Source organism: Erwinia sp. 1181_3, assembly GCF_052824965.1.
The window spans coordinates 106,570-130,254 of the sequence record NZ_VTDE01000006.1; the positions used below are offsets into that span (position 1 = coordinate 106,570).

Consider the following 23,685-nt stretch of genomic DNA (forward strand, 5'->3'; position numbering starts at 1 on the left):
TCAGGCCCCGACAAACGGAAAGTGCCGGGTGAGCGCCTGACGGGCTTCATCCGGGATCGGGCACGGCTTATTATCCGTTGGATTCACACAGACCCAGATGAATTTGCCTTCGGCGCACAGCGTGGTTTTATCATCGAGCATTAAACGGATGGTGAAAATTAAACTGCTGTTACCGATTTTCTCAATCAACACCTGAGGTAACACCACATCATCCACCGACAGCGGATGAGAGAAAGTGGCTTCGCATTTTTTCACGTGGTAGGCCACACCCGCAGTGTGTGGTCGAAATAAAGGCAGAATATCAGCGCGGCGAAACGCATTAACCACGGCATCTTCACAATAGTCTAAATAAACAGAATTATGCACGTGACCGTTTAAATCTATATCGCGCATTGATACGCGAAATGTTTCGCTATTATACTGTTCCTGCATAAAAAACATTAACCTGTCAACCGGACAACACTGAAGAAAATATACCATGAAAGAGACTTTATTCACCAGAGCAGTCGTCCGGGAGTTCGGCAAAATCGGTGAGGTGATGCAGCTTGAACAGAGTCCACTCACAGAGTTAACCGCAGGCCAGGTGCGGGTGAAAATGACCTTCGCCACCATCAACCCCTCTGATATTATTACTATTTCTGGTGCCTATCGTTCACGTATCGCCCTGCCCTTTGTGCCGGGCTTCGAGGGAATGGGCAGAATAAGCCAGAGTAATGAGGCCGGGTTGCCTGTTGGCCAGCGTGTGTTACCCGTTGGCAGCATGGGAGCCTGGCAGCATTATAAGGACTGCGATCCGCAGTGGTGTTTTACGCTGCCAGACTTCGTGACTGACCAGCAGGCGGCGACCAGCTACGTCAATCCAATGACCGCGCTGCTGATGCTGACCGAGGAAATGCATTTCACCCCGGGGATGCGCATTATCATCAATGCGGCAAACTCGGCCATCGGTAAAATGCTGATCCGCATTGCCAATCATCTGGGGCTGAAGCCGATTGCAATTGTGCGTAAAGCAGAGAACCTCGACATCTTCGGCGGGTATGCCACAGAGCAGGTGCTGAACAGCAGCGCACAAGATTATCCACAGGCGCTGGCCGCGTTAGCACAACGCGGCGGCGTAGCGACTATTTTCGACTGCATCGGTGGTGAAGAGTCTCTGGCGCTGGCCCAGGCACTGACGCCTGGTGGGCAGTTTATTCACTATGGCCTGCTGTCTGGTCAGCCGATCCCGGCGACCTTCTGGCGCAGCCGCCCGGATATTCGCTTCTCTAATTTCCATCTGCGTCTGTGGGTGCACGGCCATGAGAAGACGCGGGTTCAACGCAAAATCAATGAGGTGATGGCGCTGATCCGCGACGGCGTGATTGCCACCGAGATTGTCGCCGAATATGCGCTGGAGGAGATCGACCAGGCGGTCAAAGCCGTGCAGTCAGGGGAGTTGAAAGGGAAGATTTTATTGCGGATGTAACCATTATTCCGGGAAAAAACCCGGGCGAGGCTTGCCTCGCCCCTACGCAGATCCCCGTAGGGGGCGGGCATGCCCGCCCCGTTTACAACGTCAGATAAGCCCCCACGCAGATCCCCGTAGGGGTCGGGCATGCCCGACCCGTTTACAACGTCGGATAAGCCCGGCGCACCGCGCGAATGATCAGCACCGCCAGCACCACTTTGACGATATCGCCCGGCAGGAAACCCAGAGAACCCAGCGCCGCCTGCTTCAGAGATAAGCCGGCTACCGCCGCAATCCACGGAATACCTGCCGAGTAGATCAGCACAACCCCGCCCAACACCAGGAACAGCACCTCTTTGACCAGCGTCAGCGAACGCAGATTACGCTGATACAGGAAACCAATCAGCAGCGCGGCCAGCGGCCATGCCAGAATAAAGCCACCACTTGGGCCGAGGAAAATCCCTAAACCACCGCGACCGCCCGCTAACAGCGGCAGGCCAATCGCCACCAGCACCACAAACAGCACCAGTGCCAGCGCACCGCGCTTCGCCCCGGCAATGGCACCGGCCAGCATCGGGCCTAAAGTCTGAGCGGTGATCGGCACAGCAATCACCGGCAGACTGAACGCCGGAAACAGACCCAGCGCGGCAGTGATGGCGGCAAACAGCGCAATATAAACAATATCTCGGGTGGACATTAAGATCCTCTCACTTTCTCAGCATCGGTGCGCTCACGGCGCAGTTGGGGGTCATAAGCGCGGGCTTCAAGCGCCGCCGCAATATCATCAGCCATTTTCAGGGTACGAACGATCACCGGAATGGCAATGGCGATCAGGCTGCGATCCAGCCCACGCGCTTTTTGCGCCTCCCGCACTTCAGCAACAATCGCTGCCAGTACCGGAATAAAACGCATCGCCAGCGACAGCGCCAGGCTGACCTTCGCCGGATTAATACGTACATAACGCAGCCAGAACAGGCCTTTCTCCAGGGCGTCAATCATCTCAGTGGTGCGCGTGGTGAGCGTCACCAGCGCCGCCATCAGCATGAGCGCCGCCAGCCGTGCAATCACCAGCACGCCGGACTGCCAGCTGACCATCCACCACTGCACGGCAAACAACAGCACCAGTACCCACAGCAACGGTTTAAGCTGCAACAACATAATACGGGGTGAGATTCGCGCCAGTGGATAGAGCAGCCCGACCAACAGCAGAGCCGTCAGCGCGGTTTCCAGCCGGGGGAACACAAACAGCAGCGTGCCCAGTAGCGCCAGCGAAAGGATCTTCAGGCCGGGTGGCAGCCGGTGGATGATCGAATTTCCCGGGACGTAATCGCTTAATATCATGACATCATCCTGACGTACTCTTTCAGTGCCACTGCGGGCACATCATCCATCACCACCTGCCCGCGCTCAAACACCAGCACGCGATCGAAATCCTGTAAAAATTCCAGATCGTGAGAGACCACGATCGCCGTCTGATCGAGATCGGCAATAGCCTGCGCAATGCGCCGTTTATTACGCAGATCGAGTAACGTGGTTGGCTCATCAAAGACGATATATTCCGGCTCCATGACCAGCACGCCAGAGATAGCCAGCAGTTGCTTTTGCCCGCCGCTTAACAGATGAGCCGGATGCTGACGCAGATCCTGCATATCATAACGTGCCAGCGCCGCATCGGTGCGTTCGCGGATCACCTGCTTTGACAGCCCAAGGTTTTTCATGCCAAAAGCGAGATCTTCTTCAACCACCGGGAAGACAATCTGGTTGTCCGGATTCTGAAACACGAAGCCGACTTTACGCCGTACCGCTTTCCCCTGCTGACGGGTGTTCAAGCCATCAACCAGCACCTCGCCCTGTTGCGGCAGCAACAGGCCGTTCAGCAGACGGGCAAAGGTACTTTTGCCGCACCCGTTGCTGCCGACAATACCAATGCGTTTTTCTGCGAGTTGCAGAGTGATGTTATCGAGGACCTTACGCTCACCATAAGCATGCGATACCCCTTTCAGTTCCAGCATAACGTCTCCTGGGTCAGACGGGTTTACGCGGACGATACTGCCGCCCGATGGTGAGTTGCTCCACAACCGCAGCCGGGGACAACGACATCACGAAATCAACCGCGCGGCAAAGATCGTCGGTACTCAGCATCTCATCGACGGCCAGACCGGAACCCTGCGCCATATCGGTATCCACCACGTCGGGGCAGAGCGTGGTGACTTTAATCCCCTGAGCTCCCAGCTCACGCGCAATCGATCGGCTGTATCCAACCAGCGCATGTTTGCTGGCGGCATAGCTGGCCACGCTGCCATAAGGCTGCACGCCGCTCACAGAGGCGAGATTAAAGATGCGCCCCTCAGGCGATTTCGACAGCCAGGGAACACACAGCTGGCAGAGATGATGAATGGCAGTGACGTTGGTCGCCAGCATGGCGCTGAAATCATCCAGCGCTGTCTGCGTTGATCCGCCACGGAAGATCCCCGCCGCGTTGATCAGCACATCAAGCTGTGCGTGCACGCTCAGTGCCTGCTGCACCTGTTGTGCCACCGCCGGATAATCGCAAACATCCAGCGCCAGCGTCTGCACGCGTGCAGAGCCGAGAGTGTTTGCTAAGGCGTTCAGCGCCTGCGCATCCCGTGCAATGAGTATCAGGTGATAGCCCGCAGCATGGAGATGGCGGGCAAGATGGTGACCGATACCACGTGAGGCACCGGTGATCAGGGCAACTTTATTCGACACAACGAGCCTTTTGACCGGTCAGAAATTGCCAGCAAAGATACGCGATTTTGCGGCGCCCTGCGCGGTTTTTTACGGAAAGACAGAAAGCAAAACGGCCCCCGCAGGAGCCGTTTTTTAAACACGAAGGCGAGTTATTTCTTTTTCGCTTTCGGGTTTGGCAGGTCGGTAATGCTACCTTCGAAGATTTCCGCCGCCAGACCCACCGATTCGTGCAGGGTTGGGTGAGCGTGGATGGTCAGAGCCAGATCTTCAGCATCACAACCCATCTCGATAGCCAGACCGATTTCACCCAGCAGCTCGCCGCCGTTGGTGCCAACAATCGCACCACCGATCACGCGGTGAGTGGTTTTGTCGAAGATCAGTTTGGTCATGCCGTCTGCACAGTCGGAAGCGATAGCACGGCCTGATGCTGCCCACGGGAAGGTGGACGTTTCATAGCTGATGCCTTTCTCTTTCGCTTCTTTCTCGGTCAGACCGACCCAGGCAACTTCTGGCTCAGTGTAGGCGATCGATGGGATCACTTTCGGGTCGAAGTAGTGCTTCAGACCAGAAATCACTTCTGCCGCTACGTGGCCTTCATGCACACCTTTGTGTGCCAGCATTGGCTGACCCACGATATCGCCGATGGCGAAGATGTGTGGCACGTTGGTACGCAGCTGCTTGTCGACACGGATAAATCCGCGCTCGTCCACTTCCACGCCCGCTTTGCCTGCATCCAGACCTTTACCGTTAGGTACGCGGCCAATCGCTACCAGAACCGCATCGTAACGCTGTGGTTCTGACGGGGCTTTTTTACCTTCCATCGTTACATAGATGCCGTCTTCTTTGGCTTCAACAGCGGTAACTTTGGTTTCCAGCATCAGGTTGAACTGCTTGCTGATACGTTTGGTGAAGACTTTTACCACGTCTTTATCAGCCGCCGGGATCACCTGGTCAAACATCTCGACCACGTCGATCTGAGAACCCAGCGCGTGATACACGGTACCCATTTCCAGACCGATGATGCCGCCGCCCATAACCAGCAGACGCTCAGGCACTTCTTTCAGTTCCAGCGCATCAGTGGAGTCCCACACGCGTGGATCTTCATGGGGAATAAAGGGCAGTTCAATCGGACGGGAACCCGCAGCGATGATGGCATTGTCGAAAGTGATGACGGTTTTAGAACCGTCTTCAGCGGTGACTTCCAGGGTGTTAGCACCGGTGAATTTACCCAGACCGTTGACCACATTCACTTTGCGGCCTTTCGCCATGCCCGCCAGACCACCGGTCAGTTGGGTGATGACTTTTTCTTTCCAGGTACGAATCTTGTTGATGTCGGTTTGCGGCTTGCCGAACACGATACCGTGCTCTTCCAGCGCTTTGGCTTCTTCAATCACCTTCGCCACGTGCAGCAGGGCTTTAGAAGGGATACAGCCGACATTCAGACAAACACCACCGAGGGTGCTGTAACGCTCAACGATCACGGTCTCCAGACCTAAATCCGCTGCACGGAAGGCTGCAGAGTAGCCTGCAGGACCTGCCCCAAGTACCACGACCTGAGTTTTAATTTCTGTACTCATCATGACCTCTTATTTGATTGTCCGGCGGGTCAGAGCAGATACCCGTCATACTTGAATCTGCATCTGTGTTGGCTACGCTCGCTCACCCGAATCACTGACTTATGTAAGCTCATCGGGATTCCCTCGCTTGCCGCCTTGATGCAGCTCCAATTATTTTGGGTATATATTTCAACGCCCTTCATCCACCGGGACGCGTTCACCGCAAGAGTTTACAGAATTGTTAATAAACTGCAAAGCGCGGCGCCACGAATCACTACAACAACTTACCAGAAGGCCGGCTTACGCCGGCCTTCTTCAGGATTACATCACCAGGCGGCGAATGTCGGCCAGTGCGTTGTTAATGATGGTGATGAAACGCGCACCATCAGCACCGTCAATAACACGGTGGTCGAAGGAGAGTGACATCGGCATCATCAGACGCGGCGTGAACTCTTTACCATTCCAGACCGGCTCAATCGCAGACTTGGACACACCGAGGATAGCCACTTCCGGCGCGTTAACGATAGGCGCGAAGTGGGTCGTCCCGATGCCACCGAGGCTGGAGATGGTGAAGCAACCGCCCTGCATTTCGCCCGCAGTCAGTTTGCCATCACGTGCTTTTTTGGAGATAGCCATCAGTTCGCGAGACAGCTCAGTGATGCCTTTCTTGTTCACATCTTTGAACACTGGAACCACCAGACCGTTTGGCGTATCAACCGCCACACCGATGTTGATGTATTTCTTCAGCGTCAGTTTCTGTGCGTCTTCAGACAGCGAGCTGTTGAAGCGTGGCATCTGCTCAAGCGCAGCCGCGACCGCTTTCATGATGAACACCACCGGGGTGAACTTCACATCCAGCTTACGCTTCTCAGCTTCGGTGTTCTGCTGTTTGCGGAACGCTTCCAGCTCAGTGATGTCGGTTTTGTCGAAGTGAGTCACGTGTGGGATCATCACCCAGTTACGGCTCAGGTTCGCACCAGAGATTTTCTGGATACGGCCCAGTTCAACTTCTTCGATCTCACCAAACTTGCTGAAGTCCACTTTCGGCCACGGCAGCATGCCAGGCAGACCGCCGCCAGCAGCAGCAGGAGCTTCAGCGCGTTTCACCGCGTCTTTCACATAGCTCTGCACGTCTTCTTTCAGAATACGGCCTTTACGTCCGGTGCCTTTGACTTTCGCCAGGTTTACACCGAATTCACGTGCCAGACGGCGGATAACCGGAGTCGCATGGACGTAAGCATCGTTTTCTGCGAATTCTGACTTCGCCTCCGCTTTCGCAGGCGCAGCAGCCGGAGCGGCTTTCTCTTCCTGTTTAGCCGGAGCAGGTGCAGTGGCAGCGGTGGTCTCGGCAGGAGCGGCGGCTGGCGCAGCGCCTTCCACTTCGAAGACCATTACCAGAGAGCCGGTGCTGACTTTGTCGCCAGCGCTGATTTTGATCTCTTTAACCGTACCCGCGAATGGTGCAGGCACTTCCATTGAGGCTTTGTCGCCTTCAACGGTGAGGATCGACTGTTCAGCTTCAACTTTGTCGCCCACTTTCACCATGATCTCGGTGACTTCAACTTCGTCGCCGCCGATATCCGGTACGTTAACCTCTTTTGCTGCGCTGGCCGCCGGGGCCGCTGCAGGTGCGGCTGCCGGAGCCGCTTCTTCTTTCTTCTCTTCGGCTGCTGCCGGTGCTGCTGCACCGCCTGCCGCTTCGAAGATCATGATCAGTTTGCCGGTTTCGACTTTATCGCCGGTAGCAACTTTGATCTCTTTAACCACACCAGCCTGTGGGGACGGCACTTCCATTGAGGCTTTATCGCCTTCAACGACCAGCAGTGACTGCTCAACTTCTACAGTGTCGCCCACTTTGACCAGAATCTCGGTGACTTCAACTTCGTCTGCGCCGATGTCCGGGACATTAATTTCGATAGCCATTACTCTATTACCTCTTATGCCAGACGTGGGTTGACTTTATCAGCGTCGATATCGAACTTAGCGATAGCGTCTGCCACCACTTGTTTGTCGATTTCGCCACGTTTAGCCAGTTCACCCAGGGCTGCAACCACCACGTAAGATGCGTCCACTTCGAAGTGGTGACGCAGATTCTCACGGCTGTCTGAACGACCGAAGCCGTCAGTACCCAGTACGCGATAATCGCTGGCAGGGATATAGCTGCGAACCTGCTCGGCGAACAGTTTCATGTAGTCAGTTGATGCCACAGCAGGTGCATCGTTCATCACCTGAGCGATGTACGGCACGCGGGCTTCTTCTGTTGGATGCAGCATGTTCCAACGCTCACAGTCCTGACCATCACGGGCCAGTTCGGTGAAGGAAGTCACGCTGTAGATGTCAGAACCGACACCGTAGTCTTTCGCCAGGATCTCTGCCGCGTCACGCACGTGGCGCAGGATAGAACCTGAACCCAGCAGCTGAACTTTACCTTTGCTACCTTCTTTGCTGTCCAGTTTGTAGATACCTTTACGGATACCTTCTTCTGCACCGGCCGGCATTGCTGGCATGTGGTAGTTTTCGTTCAGTGTGGTGATGTAGTAGTAAATATTTTCCTGAGCATCGCCGTACATACGCACCAGACCGTCATGCATGATGACCGCGACTTCGTAAGCGTAAGCTGGATCGTAAGAGATACAGTTCGGGATAGTCAGAGACTGAATGTGGCTGTGACCATCTTCGTGCTGCAGACCTTCACCGTTCAGGGTGGTACGACCGGAAGTCCCGCCGACCAGGAAGCCGCGAGCCTGCTGATCACCTGCTGCCCAGCACAGGTCGCCGATACGCTGGAAACCGAACATGGAGTAGTAGATGTAGAACGGGATCATTGGCAGGTTGTTGGTGCTGTAAGACGTTGCCGCCGCCAGCCATGATGCGCCTGCACCCAGTTCGTTGATGCCTTCCTGCAGGATCTGACCTTTCTCGTCTTCTTTATAGTAAGCAACCTGCTCACGGTCCTGCGGGGTGTACTGCTGGCCATTCGGGCTATAAATACCGATCTGACGGAACAGACCTTCCATACCGAAGGTGCGCGCTTCATCGGCAATGATTGGCACCAGACGATCTTTGATCGACGGGTTCTTCAGCATCACGTTCAGGGCACGTACGAAGGCGATAGTGGTTGAGATTTCTTTGTTCTGCTCATCCAGCAGCTGACGGAAATCTTCCAGTACAGGCATGGACAGCTTCTCGCTGAAGTTCGGCTCACGGGTTGGCAGGTAGCCGCCCAGTTTTTCACGCTGACCATGCAGGTAGTTGTATTCGTCAGACCCTTTATCGAAGGTCACGTACGGCAGTTTTTCGATGGCTTCATCGCTGACCGGCACGTTGAAACGATCACGGATATAGCGTACGCCATCCATGTTCATTTTCTTCACCTGGTGCGCAATGTTTTTGCCTTCAGCAGTCTCACCCATACCATAACCTTTAATGGTATGTGCCAGAATCACCACAGGTTTACCTTTGGTATCCTGCGCTTTTTTCAGTGCAGCGAAGACTTTCTTCGGATCGTGACCACCACGGTTCAGAGACCAGATCTCGTCGTCGGTCAGATCTTTCACCAGCTCAGCCGTTTCCGGATATTTACCGAAGAAGTGCTCACGAACGTAGGCACCGTTACGGGATTTGAAGGTCTGATAGTCACCGTCAACGGTTTCGTTCATCAGTTGGATCAGTTTACCGCTGGTATCTTTACGCAGCAGCTCATCCCAACGACCGCCCCAGATCACTTTAATCACTTCCCAGCCAGCACCACCGAAGATACCGTCCAGTTCGTTGATGATCTTGCCATTACCCGTCACCGGGCCATCAAGGCGCTGCAGGTTACAGTTGATGATGAAGACCAGGTTATCCAGTTTTTCACGGGTCGCGATAGTGATCGCCCCTTTGGATTCCGGCTCATCCATCTCACCGTCGCCCAGGAAGGCGTAAACGGTCTGCTGAGAGGTATCTTTCAGGCCACGGTGTTCCAGATATTTCAGGAATTTAGCCTGATAGATCGCACCCAGTGGGCCCAGGCCCATAGATACGGTCGGGAACTGCCAGAAGTTAGGCATCAGTTTAGGATGCGGGTAAGAGGACAGGCCTTTACCATCAACTTCCTGACGGAAGTTGTTCATCTGGTCTTCGGTCAGACGACCTTCCAGGAAGGCACGCGCGTAAACGCCCGGAGAAATGTGGCCCTGGAAGTAAACCAGATCGCCGCCGTCTTTTTCAGTGCGCGCACGGAAGAAGTGGTTGAAACACACTTCATACACGGTGGCAGAAGACTGGAAGGAAGACATATGGCCGCCCAGATCCAAATCTTTCTTGGAAGCACGCAGAACGGTCATGATGGCGTTCCAGCGAATAGCGGAACGGATACGACGCTCTAAAGACGTGTTGCCCGGGTATTCCGGCTCATCTTCAACAGCAATAGAGTTAATGTAGTTATTGGCTCCCGCGCCGGCAGCCACTTTAACGCCACCTTTGCGTGCACCGCTCAATACCTGGTCAATCAGATACTGTGCGCGCTCAACACCTTCTTCACGGATGACCGATTCGATCGCTTCTAACCAGTCGCGAGTTTCGATCGGATCCACGTCATTATTTAAACGTTCTGACATGGGGGGTATTCCTTATCTGTGTCTAATTACGTTGAATTGTCTGGAGCCTGTCTCTTTGTGCTCTGTGGGCAAAATACAAAGAGACAGGCCCGTCGTTTATACCTTTATAGGTACGTGCCGCGTTATATTTACGCGTTAATCCTTACGTTGCTGTAAACGTCGCAAGGAGCGCTCTCTACGACTTTGCTCCCGACTTCTGTCCAGCAATACTTCCTCGATAAACGCCAAGTGGCGGTGTGAAGCCTCGCGTGCCTGCTCTGGCTCACGTGCCACAATCGCCTCAAAAATACTGGCGCGGTGGCTACTTACTTTCTCCAGCATCTCACGACGCGTGTAGAGCATTTCGAAGTTCTGTCTGACGTTCTGTTCCAGCATCGGACCCATGCTACGAAGCAAATGCAGTAACACCACATTATGCGCCGCTTCTGTTACAGCGATCTGATACTGCATCACCGCTCCCGCTTCTGCGTCGAGATCGCCATTTTGCTGGGCGGTCTGAATATGCAGATGGCAGTCGCGGATGCGTTCCAGATCGTCGTCAGTGCCGCGCAATGCGGCGTAATAGGCAGCAATCCCTTCCAGTGCATGACGTGTTTCGAGCAGGTCGAACTGGGATTCAGGATGGCCGGCAAGTAATTCTACGAGCGGGTCGCTCAGGCTTTTCCACAAATTGGTTTGGACGAAGGTACCACCGCCCTGACGGCGTAATAGCAGGCCCTTGGCTTCCAGACGCTGAATAGCTTCGCGCAGGGAGGGACGGGAGACATCGAACTGCACGGCCAGCTCTCGCTCAGGCAGCAGTTTTTCTCCGGGACGCAGTGTCCCTTCCATAATCAGGGACTCAAGCTGCTGCTCAATAGCATCAGAGAGCTTAGGTTGGCGGATCTTGCTGTAGGCCATCATCCCTTCTTTTCGATTTGCCAGAGTAAATTGGTAATACCAATTGCAAAAAGGTGCCCGTAAAGTAACAAAGTATTCACCTGATGTCCATATGGCAACTGCCCGAAACCAGACCGCCGTCTCCTTCTCTGTCAGGGCACAGGCACGCCGTTGACACGCGAATTTACCTGACGACAAATGTTAAATTTCGTCACTTTTTCGAAAGCAGGCAGCAGCTTAGTGGATAGAATACGATACCCATACCTTCGCAGATAAGGCGTTATTACCCTTTTCTGCATCTTGTTATTTACCTTATCGCACCCGGTGCGATCGGTGGTTTTTTATCCAACCCAGCACACATAATGAGAAAGAAAGTGCAAAGTACCGCTCCTAACATTATTCTCTGCGCCATACCAGACTCATACGCATTTTCGTACTGACATAAGTGTAAATATATCAGTATGTTATTGGTTTTTTAGCCGATGCAGTCATACACAGAAAGCGCATTACGAGGATTATTATGGAGCAACAACCGGGAGAGACGCTGCAGCGCGGATTAAAAAACCGCCATATTCAGCTGATCGCATTAGGCGGGGCAGTGGGCACAGGACTGTTTCTGGGCAGTGCATCGGTGATCAAATCCGCCGGTCCGGCAGTCATTCTGGGCTATGCCATTGCCGGGTTTATCGCCTTCCTGATTATGCGTCAGCTGGGTGAGATGGTTGTCGAGGAGCCAGTTGCCGGCAGTTTCAGTCACTTCGCCCACAAATACTGGGGCGCTTTTGCGGGCCTGGCCTCCGGCTGGAACAACTGGATGCTCTACGTGCTGGTGGCGATGGCTGAACTGACCGCCGTGGGCAAATATATCCAGTTCTGGTATCCGGACATTCCGACCTGGATGACAGCGGCGGTGTTCTTCGTGATCATCAATGCGCTCAACCTGACCAATGTGAAGGTGTTTGGCGAACTGGAGTTCTGGTTTGCCATTATTAAGGTTATCGCCGTTGTCGCGATGATTGCCTTTGGCGGCTGGCTACTGTTCAGCGGCACAGGCGGCCCACAGGCAAGCATCAGTAACCTGTGGAGCCAGGGTGGCTTTATGCCGCACGGCATGGGCGGGCTGGTGATGATGATGGCCATCATCATGTTCTCCTTTGGCGGGCTGGAAATGATCGGCCTGACCGCCGCAGAAGCAGAGAACCCGGAAAAAAGCATCCCGACGGCAATCAATCAGGTGATCTGGCGCATCCTGATTTTCTATGTCGGTTCACTCACCGTGCTGCTGTCGCTGATGCCATGGACGAGTGTGACAGCAAATACCAGCCCGTTTGTACTGATTTTCCACGAGCTGGGTGATGCTCTGGTGGCTAACGCACTGAATGTGGTGATCCTGACCGCGGCACTGTCGGTCTATAACAGCTGCGTTTACTGCAACAGCCGCATGTTGTTTGGCCTGGCGCAGCAGGGTAATGCACCAAAAGCCCTGCTAAAAGTTGATTCACGAGGTGTGCCGGTCGCCGCTATCCTGATGTCTGCCACTGCCACCGCCTTCGGCGTGCTGCTCAACTATCTGATGCCCGCTTCTGCTTTCGAGCTGCTGATGGCGCTGGTGGTTTCCACGCTGGTGATCAACTGGGCCATGATCAGCCTTTCCCACCTGCGGTTCCGCAAACGCCTCGTCGAGCAGGGGGTTCAGCCTCGCTTTAAGGCCCTGTTTTATCCGTTTGGCAACTGGCTGTGCCTGGTCTTTATGGCTGGGGTGCTGGTTATTATGGCAATGACGCCGGGTATGGCTATTTCGGTGTGGTTGATCCCGGTATGGATTGGCATCCTGGCTATCGGCTACCAGGTTAAGCGCCGCACTTCGCGCACCTGATCTCCCTCTCCTTTATCCACGTTCCGGCAGCCTACGGCCGGAACGTTCTTCAGCCCCACTCGTAACGCCCCGTCATAAGACAATGTTATTCGTCATTTTCGATAATTTATGACAAAACAAATACAGCGATAAATGAGACGCCGCGCTGCTTTTTTAGTCGTTCCTGCGCATGTTTATCAGAAAGCGAGTGCAAACCTCTGCACATAGCACTATTCTCATCCTGAGGCTACGCCTTGAATTATATTTACTTACACAGTGTCGTAAAGTTTTTAATACACCTGGATAACAGGGCCAGCCGTAGACATAAAAAATAATAAAACATCATGAGGTCATACATGGAACATCAGCAGGGCGAAACGCTGAAACGTGGCTTGAAAAACCGCCATATTCAGCTGATCGCATTAGGCGGTGCCGTTGGTACCGGTCTGTTTCTGGGCAGCGCATCGGTCATCCAATCCGCAGGACCAGGCGTCATACTGGGTTATGCTATTGCCGGATTTATTGCCTTCCTGATCATGCGCCAGCTGGGCGAGATGGTGGTAGAAGAGCCGGTAGCCGGAAGCTTCAGCCACTTTGCTTATAAATACTGGGGCAACTTTGCCGGTTTCGCCTCTGGCTGGAACTACTGGGTACTGTATGTGCTGGTGGCGATGGCAGAGCTGACAGCCGTAGGCAAATATATTCAGTTCTGGTATCCGGATATTCCTACCTGGATGTCGGCAGCGGTGTTCTTTGTGCTCATCAACGCCATCAACCTGACCAACGTGAAAGTGTTTGGTGAGATGGAGTTCTGGTTCGCGATTATTAAAGTCGTTGCCGTGGTGGCTATGATCCTGTTCGGTTGCTGGCTGCTGTTCAGCGGCACGGGTGGCCCACAGGCCAGCGTGCGTAACCTTTGGGAACAGGGCGGCTTCCTGCCCAATGGCTTTAGCGGGCTGATCATGATGATGGCGATTATCATGTTCTCCTTCGGGGGTCTTGAACTGGTCGGCATTACCGCTGCGGAAGCGGATAACCCGGAAACCAGCATTCCAAAAGCCACCAATCAGGTGATTTACCGCATTCTGATTTTCTACATTGGTTCCCTGGCGGTCCTGCTGTCGCTGATGCCATGGACCCGCGTGACGTCTGATACCAGCCCGTTCGTTCTGATTTTCCACGAGCTGGGTGATGCGCTGGTGGCGAATGCCCTTAACGTGGTGATCCTGACGGCTGCGCTGTCGGTATACAACAGCTGCGTTTACTGTAACAGCCGTATGTTGTTTGGCCTGGCGCAGCAGGGTAATGCCCCTAAAGCGCTGTTAAAAGTCGACAGCCGCGGCGTGCCGGTGATCTCTATCCTGTTCTCCGCGATTGCGACGGCATTGTGCGTACTGCTCAACTATCTGATGCCGGGTGAGGCGTTTGGTCTGCTGATGGCGCTGGTGGTCTCAGCTCTGGTGATCAACTGGGCGATGATCAGCCTCGCGCATATGAAGTTCCGCCGTAAGAAAGATCAGCAGGGTGTCACCACCCGCTTCCCGGCGCTGCTTTATCCGTTGGGTAACTGGATTTGTCTGCTGTTCCTCGCGGGAATTCTGGTACTGATGGCAATGACCCCAGGCATGGCGATCTCTGTCTGGCTGATCCCGGTATGGGTACTGATCCTCGCCGTGGGTTACTGGATTAAAAACCGCACACAGCGCGCGTAATCATCACGCCCGCTGTTGATTCGGCCAGCACTTGCTGGCCGAATTGTTATCTGCTTCACACTTTCCCCTCTCCAGGCGTTTTGTCCATCTCTGCGACGTTTTGCACCTGCGCACCGCATCCGATAAGCGTGAATACTCTCAAGCACTAAAGACACGCGGGAGAATTATCCATGAAGGGCTCAAAACTCTCAGTCAGAGAGAAAATTGGTTACGGAATGGGCGATGCCGGATGCAATATGATCGGCGGCGCCATCATGCTCTTTCTTAACTATTTTTATACGGATGTCTTCGGACTGGCGCCTGCATTGGTGGGCGTTCTCCTGTTATCTGTCAGGGTGCTGGATGCAGTCACGGACCCGATTATGGGTGCGATTGCCGACCGGACTCAGAGTCGCTGGGGTCGTTTCCGCCCCTGGTTACTGTGGGTCTCCGTACCCTATGTGCTGTTCAGTGTGCTGATGTTCACCACTCCAGACTGGAGCTATAACAGCAAAGTCATATGGGCGTTTGCGACCTACTTCCTGATGTCGCTGACCTATACCGCGATCAATATCCCCTACTGTTCCCTGGGTGGCGTGATCACCAACGATCCCGGCGAACGCGTCTCCTGCCAGTCGTACCGGTTTGTGATGGTCGGGATTGCCACGCTGATCCTGTCACTGACGCTGCTGCCGCTGGCAGAGTGGTTTGGCGGTGACAACAAGGCGCGCGGCTACCAGATGGCTATGGGTGTGATGGCGCTGGTGGCACTGCTGATGTTCCTGTTCAGCTTTGCCACGGTACGCGAGCGTATTCGTCCGGCAGTGCCCAGCAATGACGACCTGAAAGCTGACCTGCGCGACGTGTGGAAGAACGATCAGTGGGTACGCATATTGCTGCTGACCTTCTGCAACGTCTGCCCTGGCTTTATTCGTATGGCTGCCACCATGTATTACGTCACCTGGGTGATGCAGCAATCGACTCACTTCGCCACGCTGTTTATCAGCCTTGGCGTGGTAGGCATGATGATCGGCAGTACGCTGGCGAAGATCCTGACCGACCGCTGGTGCAAGCTGAAAGTGTTCTTCTGGACCAACATCGTGCTGGCAGCATTCTCCGGTGGCTTTTACTTCCTTGACCCGCAGGCAACGATGCTGGTGCTGGTGATGTACTTCCTGCTGAACATCCTGCATCAAATCCCGTCACCACTGCACTGGTCGTTGATGGCCGACGTTGATGACTACGGTGAGTGGAAAACCGGTAAACGCATTACCGGTATCAGCTTCTCCGGCAACCTGTTCTTCCTCAAAGTCGGGCTGGCGGTGGCCGGTGCCATGGTCGGTTTCCTGCTCTCCTGGTACGGTTACAATGCTGGCGCGAAACAACAAAGCGCCGCTGCGCTGAACGGTATCGTGCTGCTGTTTACCGTTATCCCTGCGGTGGGATACCTGATTACGGCTGGCGTGGTTCGCCTGCTGAAAGTGGACCGCACACTGATGCTACAAATCCAGAGCGACCTTGAACAGCGCCGTACAAACTATCAGGAGCTGAACGACTATCACGAACACAAAGAACTGAAAACCAAACCACAAGGAGCCGCACGATGAACCACTGGCCTAACCCGTTGATTGAACAGCGCGCCGATCCCTTTATTCTGCGCCATCAGGGGAGCTACTATTTTATCGCGTCGGTACCGGAGTACGACAGGCTGGAGATCCGCCGCGCCGCTACCCTGGCAGAACTGGCACAGGCCGATGCCGTCGTCGTCTGGCGCAAACCTGAGCATGGCCCCATGAGCGCCCTGATTTGGGCACCGGAACTGCATCTGATTGACGGCCAGTGGGTGATCTATTTTGCGGCAGCGCCATCACAGGAGATTAAACAAGGTCTGTTCCAGCACCGCATGTTTGCCCTCACCTGCGATGATATCGATCCACTGAAAGGAGAATGGGTCGAACGCGGACAGATCCTGACCCCCATCGACAGCTTCGCGCTGGATGCCACACACTTCGTCCATCAGGGGAAAAACTGGTATCTGTGGGCGCAGAAAGATCCGGCCATCCCCGGTAATTCCAACCTCTACCTGGCAGAGCTGGCTACCCCCTGGCAGATAAAAGGCGAGCCGGTGATGCTCAGCCGCCCGCAGTATGAATGGGAGTGTGCAGGATTTAGCGTCAATGAAGGCCCGGCGGCAATACATCACGGCAGGCGCCTGTTTGTCAGCTACTCGGCCAGCGCCACCGATGAGAATTACTGTATGGGGCTGTTGTGGATTGATGTCGATGCGGACCCGCTACAGCCAGAAAACTGGCACAAATCTGCTGCGCCCGTGTTTACCACCGACTGGGAGAACCATCAATATGGTCCGGGCCACAACAGTTTTACGGTCGGGGAGAACGGCGAAGACGTGTTGGTGTATCACGCACGCAATTACACCGAAATTGAAGGTGACCCGCTATACGACCCTAACCGCCATACCCGGGTGAAAACATTCAGCTGGAGTGCCGATGGCATGCCGCAGTTCGGCACACCACCTGCAGACAGCGTGTTACACCAGCGTGCCGTAAATAGTCAGTAACGCCACCACCACCACGAGGACCAGCGACACTTTTTTCGCCAGCATCACTGCCACACGCGGGGTCTCCACCTTATCCAGGTGGGGATCGCGCGCCAGTGAGAACTGGGCCAGACGTGTCAGCACCTGATACTGCGGTGTGTGGCGATCGCCCAGAGACGCAAACCACGCGGGTAATGCACGCTCACCGTGCCCCAGCAAGGCATAAGCTACGCCCACCAACCGTACCGGGATCCAGTCAACCCAGTGCAGAATGGCATCAACACCGGACTGCGCGCGCGCCAGCGGATTCTGCTGCCGCGCCAGCCAGCTCTGCCAGGCACGCAGGAACGCATAGCCCACCAGCAGCACCGGCCCCCAAGTGCCCCCCACCACGAACCAGAATAGCGGTGCCAGATAGAAACGGTAGTTAATCCACAGCAGCGCATTTTGCAGTTCAGACAAAAACTCACGTTCGCTACACTCGCCGGGTACGCCGTGGATCAACGTCAATTCCTCAATCATGGCGTTATGAGCATCAGTGTCGTTATGGCTGGCCGCCTTCAGATAAGCGTGATAGTGCAGACGCACCGACCCGGCGCCAATACAGAGGAGGCCGATCAGTATCCAGAACAGCAGCTTAGGCACTCCAAAAAACAGCCCTTTTAGCGCCAGTAAGCACAGAGCGACGATAGCCATGATCATCACAACCATCAACAGCGTACGCACCAGAGAAAAACGCTGACGAGCGCGGAACAGTGGCACCAGATGATGATCCAGTTGCCAGTGTTCACCCATTTTAAATAATCGTTCCCATCCGAGAACCAGCAACAGGCTGAATAACGTCATGCCTTAACTCCCATTGAGTGTGGTCAGGGTGTTATGCCCAAGGTCGGCGCGAAAACGCGCCCAGTCGAAAGAGGGTCCAGGGTCCGTCTTACGTTCAGGTGCAATATCGCTGTGCCCGGTGATGTGCTGCGCCATCATCGGGTAGTGTTCAATTAACAGCTGCGTCACGGCCTGCAACGCCTGATATTGCGCATCGGTATAGGGCAGCGTATCCGTGCCTTCCAGCTCGATACCTACGGAGAAATCATTACAGACTTCACGCCCCTGATAGCGAGAAACCCCGGCGTGCCATGCCCGCAGATGAAAAGGCACATACTGCACGATCTCGCCGTCGCGGCGGATCAGACAGTGCGCAGACACCTGTAAATGACAGATATCAGCGAAATAGGGATGAATGCCAGGATCAAGCTGACCGGTAAACAGCGCATCGATCCAGGGGCCACCAAACTCACCGGGCGGCAAACTGATATTGTGCACCACCAGCAGTGAAGGTGCTTCATCGTCAGGTCGCTGATTAACATGCGGCGACGGAACATGCCGCACGCCAGCGATCCACCCATCTTGCAACTGCATACCGATCTCCTGTGTTCAGACTCTCGCAGATTAACATGGTTTTTTTCAGCTTAATCAAACTTATCTGTCGGCCTTTTTACTGTGGCAAAAAATATTTTCATCTTTTTGCATCCGATTTCCACTCTCAACCGTAGATAGATATAACCAGCATAATTGGGGTTACAGCAGGCCAGCATCCGATGATGCTCATGCCGTTGCCGCTTCAAACATGACGGGACTATGTAAGGCAAAAATGCCTTCTCTTACCCAAAGGAATTCATCATGAAAACGTTCATCCGTACCGCTCTGTGTCTCTCAGTGTTGTTCAGTGCCGCATCAATGGCTGAGATGTCCAAGAATACCGTGATGGTGGGTGGGGCCGCTATGCTCCCTTCCCATAATATCGTTGAGAATGCCCTGAACTCGAAAGATCACACCACGCTGGTCGCTGCTGTAAAAGCGGCAGGCCTCGCGGATACACTGCAAGGCCCTGGCCCCTTCACCGTCTTCGCCCCCACCAATGCCGCTTTCGCCAAGCTGCCCGCTGGCACGGTGGATAACCTGCTGAAGCCGGAAAACAAAGCAACGCTGACCAGCGTGCTGACCTACCATGTGGTGGCCGGAAAGTATGATATGAAGACGCTGGTGAAAAAAATCAAACAAGGCAACGGCAGCACTGAGCTGAAAACCGTGAATGGCGCCCCGTTGTGGCTGATGATGAATGGCCCACACAATATTCAGGTAAAAGATGATAAAGGCAATGTTGCCAATATCAGCACCTATGACGTGCAACAAAAAAATGGCGTGATTGATGTAATTGATACGGTACTGATGCCTTAATCCATCGTGTGCCAACACCAAGGGAAAAATTAAATATACCCGCTGATGTAAAAATAAAGGGTATATAATTGGTGCAGCAGGTTTTTTTCATACTCCTTCTGCACCTCTTTTTTTTCAGGACGTTTCATGACGGACGACGTAACAGATAGCCAGATTTTGTTAATGAAGGCCATTGCGGCCGGCGATAAACGGGCTTTTGAAGCGACCTACCACCGTTATTCACCCTACCTTTTTGCCATCGCATTGCGGATGTTACGCCGACGCGACTGGGCAGAAGAGGTTCTGCACGACAGTTTCCTTACTGTCTGGCAGCGTGCTGGCAGCTTCGACCCGGCGCTCAGTGCCCCCAAGACCTGGCTCACCAATATTGTGCGCAATCGCGCTATTGATTATCTGCGCCTGCAGGACAACCGCGTTGAAGAACTGGAAGAGGATGACACCCTTTTCGATGTTGACCGTTCACCAGCAGAGTTACCTTCAGGCTCGGAGTCGCGCAGGCTGGCAGACTGTATGACGCAGTTGACGTCTGAACAGCGGCAAAGCATCACGCTGGCGTATTACCAGGGGCTGTCGCACAGTGAAATTGCCCTGCACCTGGAGCAGCCTGCCGGAACCATTAAAAGCTGGATCCGCCGTGCATTAACTCAACTAAAAGAGTGTGTGGGCATATGAAAAGCAGACGCGATTTTGACTCAGCACTGGCCGCAGAATATGCCCTTGGCACCCTGCGTGGTGCAGCACGCCAGCGTTTTGCCCGTCGCCTGACGCAGGAACCTGAGCTGGCGGCAGAAGTCAGCCGTTGGCAGAATTCACTCTCTGAGCTGGATCAGCGGGTTACGCCTGTTATCCCGCCGGAAGCGGTGTGGCAACGCATCGCCCGTGGGCTTCCTGCCGATAAAATGCGTAAGAGCAGTGTGCGCTGGCCATGGCTCGGCTGGGCGCTGGCCGCCTCGTTTGCCGGGGCATTGCTGTATAACCAGTTTACTGTGCCTCCGGCACCGCAGACCGTGGCGGTCCTTAACGGTGACAGCCAGCAAGGATCCTGGGTGGTCAGCCTCAGCCCGGATAAAACGCAGCTCACAGTCCAGGCCATCAATGCCTCTGCCGTGCAGTCCGATCGCAGCTTGCAGCTGTGGCTGATCCCGCCAGGGGAAAAACCGCAATCGCTTGGGCTGATTGATCATTCAGCTCTTCAGCAGGTGGCCGTGAAGGAAATTCAGCTGGCCAGCCTGCCAACGCTTGCTATCAGTCTTGAACCGCGCGGTGGCTCCCCAACCGGGCAGCCGACCGGCCCCGTACTGTACAGCGGTAAAGTTATCCCGCTGTAGCGAGGCTGGCCTGCGGCAACACCGGGGCCAGCTGTGCAAGCAGTATTTCGCGTAAACGAGCGGCGGCAGGAGGTAAAATCTCCTGCCCCAGATGCAGCACCAGGCCTAAATCGGCCACTTGCGGCAACAGCGGATGCTGCAGTCGCTGTAGTCCGACTGGCAGGCCAAACCCGCTACGTAGCGTCACGCCCAACCCGGCGGCAGCGGCGGCCCAGATTCCACTCAGACTCCGGCTGGTAAATGCCACCCGCCACGGAATTGCAGCATGGTCCAGTGCATCAATAGCACGGGTCCGCATCACACAAGGTGCATCAAACAGCAGCAGCGGTAAAACATCACCTTGTTCCATCCATTGCGTAAACGGCGACTCATCACATCCTATCCAGCACAGCGGTGCAGCGGGTAGTGGCTGCATAAAACGTGAGGTTTCCTCACCCTGCCAGCACAGTGCCAGATCCAGCTCTCCCTGACGAATTCCCTGAAGTAGTTCGCTGTTACGCCCGATGCGCGCGGAGATCTGTATCAGAGGGTGTGCCCGGGAAAACTGCCCCAGCAGCGCTGGCAGCAACGTCTCGCCAAAATCTTCCTGTAACCCAATGCGCACGTTGCCAGCAATATCCCGCCCGGACAATGCGCTAAACGCTTCATCATTGAGCGCCAGCAGGCGCCGCCCGTAAGCCATCAGTAACTCTCCATCATCAGTGAGCATCAGGCGTCGCCCGCTTTTCTGCAACAGGAGTAACCCCGTTTGCTGTTCCAGTTTTTTAAGCTGTGCGCTGACGGCAGATGTCGAGCGGTTCAGGCGATCGGCCGCCTGCGCAAAACTTCCCAGTTCAATACCGAGAACAAACGTGCGTAACGCATCCAGATCGAAAGTCATACGTTTAAACGGTTGCATTAATCATCCTGTTTTTCGGGATTATCGATACCAATCTATGCGATTTTATAAACTATTTTCGCGTTCTATGCTGCTGACTTCTTCCTCACTACAGGAACAGCAACATGACCCCCCCTCTTGACCGTCACAGCCTGGCCAGCGTCGCGCCCACGCTGGCAGCGATAACTGAGCAGACACTGTTCGGCACGATCTGGCAGAGACCCGAACTGAGTAAGCGCGAGCGCAGCCTGATCACGGTGGCAGCGTTAATCGCCCTCGGCCGCGACCAGCAGTTACCCTGGCACCTGGATTTTGCCCGGCAACATGGCCTGAGTAACGCCGAACTGGCCGAAGTAATGACGCACCTGGCGTTCTACTGCGGCTGGCCCGCTGCCGTCTCAGCCCTCGGCCATTTACCCCAGCCCGGTCATCAACCTCAGGAGTAACCGACATGCCTTTCAGCCGTATTGCCCTGCCCGCAGGCACAACGCCTGTTTTCCGTCAGGCGTTGTCTGAGATTCTGCACCGCACCCTGGTGGACTTCTTCGACGTCCCCACCGACGACTGTTTTCAGCTACTGGATGAATATGCGCCAGGCCAGCGCGTGTTCCCGCGCCACTATCTTGGCGGCCCACGCTCGGAGGGATTTATCTGGTTCCATATCACTGCCGGCCGGCCCCGCTCGACACAGCAAAAACATCAGTTCTATCATCATCTGGCACACCGATTGGCCTCTGAACTGTCGGTGCGCCCGGAGGATGTGATGGTCACCCTGAGCTTTACGCAGCCAGAGGACTGGTCTTTTGCCAGCGGTAACGCCTTTCACTGGCAGGTGGAGAATGACGGATGATCACGTGGCGCTGGCTGGTATGGGTGCAGTAAACGCGCTAGCATGTCAGCCTCTGTTATCCGACCTTTCGGAGTTTGATCATGACCTCCCGCCGTTACGATCCGGACAGCCGCCGAGCTGAATTGATGGGCCGTATTGAAGATGATATTCCCCCTGGCGTTGCCCAGGCGCTGCGTGAAGATCTGGGCGGGGAAATCGATCCCTGTAAAGACATCACCGCCAGCCTGCTGTCTGCCGACACCCTGTCTCATGCGGTAGTCATCACGCGTGAACCCGGTGTTTTTTGTGGTAAACGCTGGGTAGAAGAGGTGTTTATCCAGTTGGGCGACAACGCGCAAGTGACCTGGCACGTTGAAGATGGTGATGCGATCACCGCCGATCAAATCCTGTTTGAAGTCACCGGCCCGGCGCCGTTGATCCTCACGGCTGAACGCACCGCGCTGAACTTTGTGCAGACGCTCTCGGGCGTGGCGACAGAAGTCAGCCGCTATGTTGCCCTGCTGGAAGGCACACGCACACAGTTGCTCGACACGCGTAAAACCCTGCCGGGGCTGCGCACTGCGCTGAAGTATGCCGTTCTGTGCGGCGGTGGAGCGAACCATCGCCTGGGTTTGTCCGATGCGTTTCTGATCAAAGAGAACCACATTATTGCCTGCGGCTCGATTGCCAAGGCGGTCGAGAAAGCCTCCTGGCTGCGCCCTGATGTACCGGTAGAAGTGGAAGTTGAATCGCTGGACGAGCTGGAACAGGCGTTGCAGGCCGGTGCTGACATCGTGATGCTGGACAACTTTACCGTTGAACAGATGCGTGCAGCCGTCACGTTGAGCGATGGCCGTGCACTGCTGGAAGTGTCGGGTAATGTGACGGATAAAACCCTGCGGACCTTTGCCGAAACTGGCGTGGACTATATTTCCGTAGGTGCTCTGACCAAACATGTGCGTGCCCTCGACCTGTCGATGCGCTTTCGCTAAAAGGTAACGACGCTTAAGAGATATCGCGTCAGACAATGTCCACGTTGTACCCCAGGCCAGCCATACATGCTGGCCTTTTTTCTGCCTGCGTTTCGGTTTTGCGAGATGGCTTCCTGGTTACCC

The 23,685-nt window shown here is 54.8% G+C and carries 23 protein-coding genes; 11 read left to right on the top strand and 12 right to left on the bottom strand.

All coding sequences use genetic code 11. From position 1 onward, the window contains the following. Nucleotides 1-441: an acyl-CoA thioesterase gene (locus FY046_RS16180; protein ID WP_339507329.1), complete on the bottom strand. Its 441-nt coding sequence runs from the start codon at nucleotides 439-441 to the stop codon at nucleotides 1-3. 37 nt (nucleotides 442-478) lie between these two features. Here FY046_RS16180 and FY046_RS16185 point away from each other — a divergent pair, with 37 nt between their 5' ends. Beyond that, a complete protein-coding gene (locus FY046_RS16185) occupies nucleotides 479-1,465 on the top strand; it encodes a zinc-dependent alcohol dehydrogenase family protein (protein WP_446186285.1) in 987 nt (328 codons plus the stop codon). Nucleotides 1,466-1,607: 142 nt separating this feature from the next. Here FY046_RS16185 and FY046_RS16190 read toward each other — a convergent pair whose 3' ends face one another. From FY046_RS16190 to pdhR, 8 genes are all read right to left on the bottom strand, one after another. Continuing rightward, nucleotides 1,608-2,144 (bottom strand): biotin transporter BioY, encoded by a 537-nt coding sequence (locus tag FY046_RS16190; protein WP_133842257.1) that lies wholly within the window; start codon nucleotides 2,142-2,144, stop codon nucleotides 1,608-1,610. Continuing rightward, nucleotides 2,144-2,788 carry an energy-coupling factor transporter transmembrane component T family protein gene (locus tag FY046_RS16195; RefSeq protein ID WP_421507125.1) on the bottom strand — a complete coding sequence of 215 codons (645 nt, stop codon included), beginning with the start codon at nucleotides 2,786-2,788 and terminating at the stop codon, nucleotides 2,144-2,146. The genes FY046_RS16190 and FY046_RS16195 overlap by 1 nt, the downstream gene beginning before the upstream one ends. Beyond that, a complete protein-coding gene (locus FY046_RS16200) occupies nucleotides 2,785-3,459 on the bottom strand; it encodes an energy-coupling factor ABC transporter ATP-binding protein (protein ID WP_421505180.1) in 675 nt (224 codons plus the stop codon). The genes FY046_RS16195 and FY046_RS16200 overlap by 4 nt, the downstream gene beginning before the upstream one ends. A gap of 13 nt (nucleotides 3,460-3,472) precedes the next feature. Next, complete coding sequence (locus FY046_RS16205) at nucleotides 3,473-4,177, bottom strand: SDR family NAD(P)-dependent oxidoreductase (protein ID WP_133842260.1); 705 nt, start codon at nucleotides 4,175-4,177, stop codon at nucleotides 3,473-3,475. Between the two features lie 131 nt (nucleotides 4,178-4,308). Beyond that, entirely contained in the window at nucleotides 4,309-5,736 is a 1,428-nt protein-coding gene (gene lpdA / locus FY046_RS16210; RefSeq protein ID WP_133842715.1) for a dihydrolipoyl dehydrogenase, read from the bottom strand. Nucleotides 5,737-6,036: 300 nt separating this feature from the next. Beyond that, nucleotides 6,037-7,638: a pyruvate dehydrogenase complex dihydrolipoyllysine-residue acetyltransferase gene (gene aceF / locus FY046_RS16215; RefSeq protein WP_213202135.1), complete on the bottom strand. Its 1,602-nt coding sequence runs from the start codon at nucleotides 7,636-7,638 to the stop codon at nucleotides 6,037-6,039. Between the two features lie 14 nt (nucleotides 7,639-7,652). After that, entirely contained in the window at nucleotides 7,653-10,316 is a 2,664-nt protein-coding gene (aceE, locus tag FY046_RS16220) for a pyruvate dehydrogenase (acetyl-transferring), homodimeric type (protein ID WP_159336895.1), read from the bottom strand. A 135-nt stretch (nucleotides 10,317-10,451) separates the two neighbouring features. After that, entirely contained in the window at nucleotides 10,452-11,216 is a 765-nt protein-coding gene (gene pdhR, locus FY046_RS16225; RefSeq protein WP_133842270.1) for a pyruvate dehydrogenase complex transcriptional repressor PdhR, read from the bottom strand. 499 nt (nucleotides 11,217-11,715) lie between these two features. Between pdhR and aroP (FY046_RS16230) the strand changes: the two genes are divergently transcribed. From aroP (FY046_RS16230) to FY046_RS16245, 4 genes are all read left to right on the top strand, one after another. Then, nucleotides 11,716-13,071: an aromatic amino acid transporter AroP gene (gene aroP, locus FY046_RS16230; RefSeq protein ID WP_171149227.1), complete on the top strand. Its 1,356-nt coding sequence runs from the start codon at nucleotides 11,716-11,718 to the stop codon at nucleotides 13,069-13,071. Between the two features lie 335 nt (nucleotides 13,072-13,406). Then, nucleotides 13,407-14,762, top strand: coding sequence for an aromatic amino acid transporter AroP (gene aroP / locus FY046_RS16235; protein WP_133842272.1), 1,356 nt, complete (start codon nucleotides 13,407-13,409; stop codon nucleotides 14,760-14,762). A 170-nt stretch (nucleotides 14,763-14,932) separates the two neighbouring features. Then, nucleotides 14,933-16,348, top strand: coding sequence for a glycoside-pentoside-hexuronide (GPH):cation symporter (locus tag FY046_RS16240; protein WP_446186286.1), 1,416 nt, complete (start codon nucleotides 14,933-14,935; stop codon nucleotides 16,346-16,348). Next, nucleotides 16,345-17,319: a glycoside hydrolase family 43 protein gene (locus tag FY046_RS16245; protein WP_167863370.1), complete on the top strand. Its 975-nt coding sequence runs from the start codon at nucleotides 16,345-16,347 to the stop codon at nucleotides 17,317-17,319. Before FY046_RS16240 ends, FY046_RS16245 begins: the two co-directional genes overlap by 4 nt. Here the strand turns inward: FY046_RS16245 and ampE are convergent. Together ampE and ampD are read right to left on the bottom strand one after the other, a co-directional pair. Further along, the gene (gene ampE / locus FY046_RS16250) at nucleotides 17,290-18,144 is read right to left on the bottom strand and encodes a beta-lactamase regulator AmpE (RefSeq protein ID WP_159336892.1); all 855 of its coding nucleotides are present in this window, start codon (nucleotides 18,142-18,144) and stop codon (nucleotides 17,290-17,292) included. The genes FY046_RS16245 and ampE overlap by 30 nt on opposite strands. 3 nt (nucleotides 18,145-18,147) lie before the next feature. Beyond that, the gene (gene ampD, locus FY046_RS16255) at nucleotides 18,148-18,717 is read right to left on the bottom strand and encodes a 1,6-anhydro-N-acetylmuramyl-L-alanine amidase AmpD (protein ID WP_159336891.1); all 570 of its coding nucleotides are present in this window, start codon (nucleotides 18,715-18,717) and stop codon (nucleotides 18,148-18,150) included. Nucleotides 18,718-18,978: 261 nt separating this feature from the next. Here ampD and FY046_RS16260 point away from each other — a divergent pair, with 261 nt between their 5' ends. The 3 genes from FY046_RS16260 (at nucleotide 18,979) to FY046_RS16270 (ending at nucleotide 20,864) form a co-directional block, all read left to right on the top strand. Continuing rightward, complete coding sequence (locus tag FY046_RS16260; protein WP_133842277.1) at nucleotides 18,979-19,536, top strand: fasciclin domain-containing protein; 558 nt, start codon at nucleotides 18,979-18,981, stop codon at nucleotides 19,534-19,536. A gap of 126 nt (nucleotides 19,537-19,662) precedes the next feature. Further along, nucleotides 19,663-20,208 carry an RNA polymerase sigma factor gene (locus tag FY046_RS16265; protein WP_133842278.1) on the top strand — a complete coding sequence of 182 codons (546 nt, stop codon included), beginning with the start codon at nucleotides 19,663-19,665 and terminating at the stop codon, nucleotides 20,206-20,208. After that, on the top strand, nucleotides 20,205-20,864 hold the full coding sequence (locus tag FY046_RS16270; RefSeq protein ID WP_159336890.1) for an anti-sigma factor: 660 nt from the start codon (nucleotides 20,205-20,207) through the stop codon (nucleotides 20,862-20,864). Before FY046_RS16265 ends, FY046_RS16270 begins: the two co-directional genes overlap by 4 nt. On the opposite strand, the gene FY046_RS16275 is transcribed toward FY046_RS16270, so the two are convergent. Further along, nucleotides 20,851-21,762: a LysR substrate-binding domain-containing protein gene (locus FY046_RS16275; RefSeq protein ID WP_133842280.1), complete on the bottom strand. Its 912-nt coding sequence runs from the start codon at nucleotides 21,760-21,762 to the stop codon at nucleotides 20,851-20,853. The two genes, FY046_RS16270 and FY046_RS16275, sit on opposite strands and share 14 nt — an antisense overlap. A 104-nt stretch (nucleotides 21,763-21,866) precedes the next feature. On the opposite strand from FY046_RS16275, the gene FY046_RS16280 reads away from it, so the two are divergent. From FY046_RS16280 to nadC, 3 genes are all read left to right on the top strand, one after another. Next, the gene (locus FY046_RS16280) at nucleotides 21,867-22,187 is read left to right on the top strand and encodes a carboxymuconolactone decarboxylase family protein (RefSeq protein ID WP_446186287.1); all 321 of its coding nucleotides are present in this window, start codon (nucleotides 21,867-21,869) and stop codon (nucleotides 22,185-22,187) included. 5 nt (nucleotides 22,188-22,192) lie between these two features. Beyond that, on the top strand, nucleotides 22,193-22,591 hold the full coding sequence (locus tag FY046_RS16285; protein ID WP_446186288.1) for a tautomerase family protein: 399 nt from the start codon (nucleotides 22,193-22,195) through the stop codon (nucleotides 22,589-22,591). A gap of 80 nt (nucleotides 22,592-22,671) precedes the next feature. After that, nucleotides 22,672-23,562: a carboxylating nicotinate-nucleotide diphosphorylase gene (nadC, locus tag FY046_RS16290; RefSeq protein WP_133842283.1), complete on the top strand. Its 891-nt coding sequence runs from the start codon at nucleotides 22,672-22,674 to the stop codon at nucleotides 23,560-23,562. Nucleotides 23,563-23,685 lie beyond the last annotated feature (123 nt).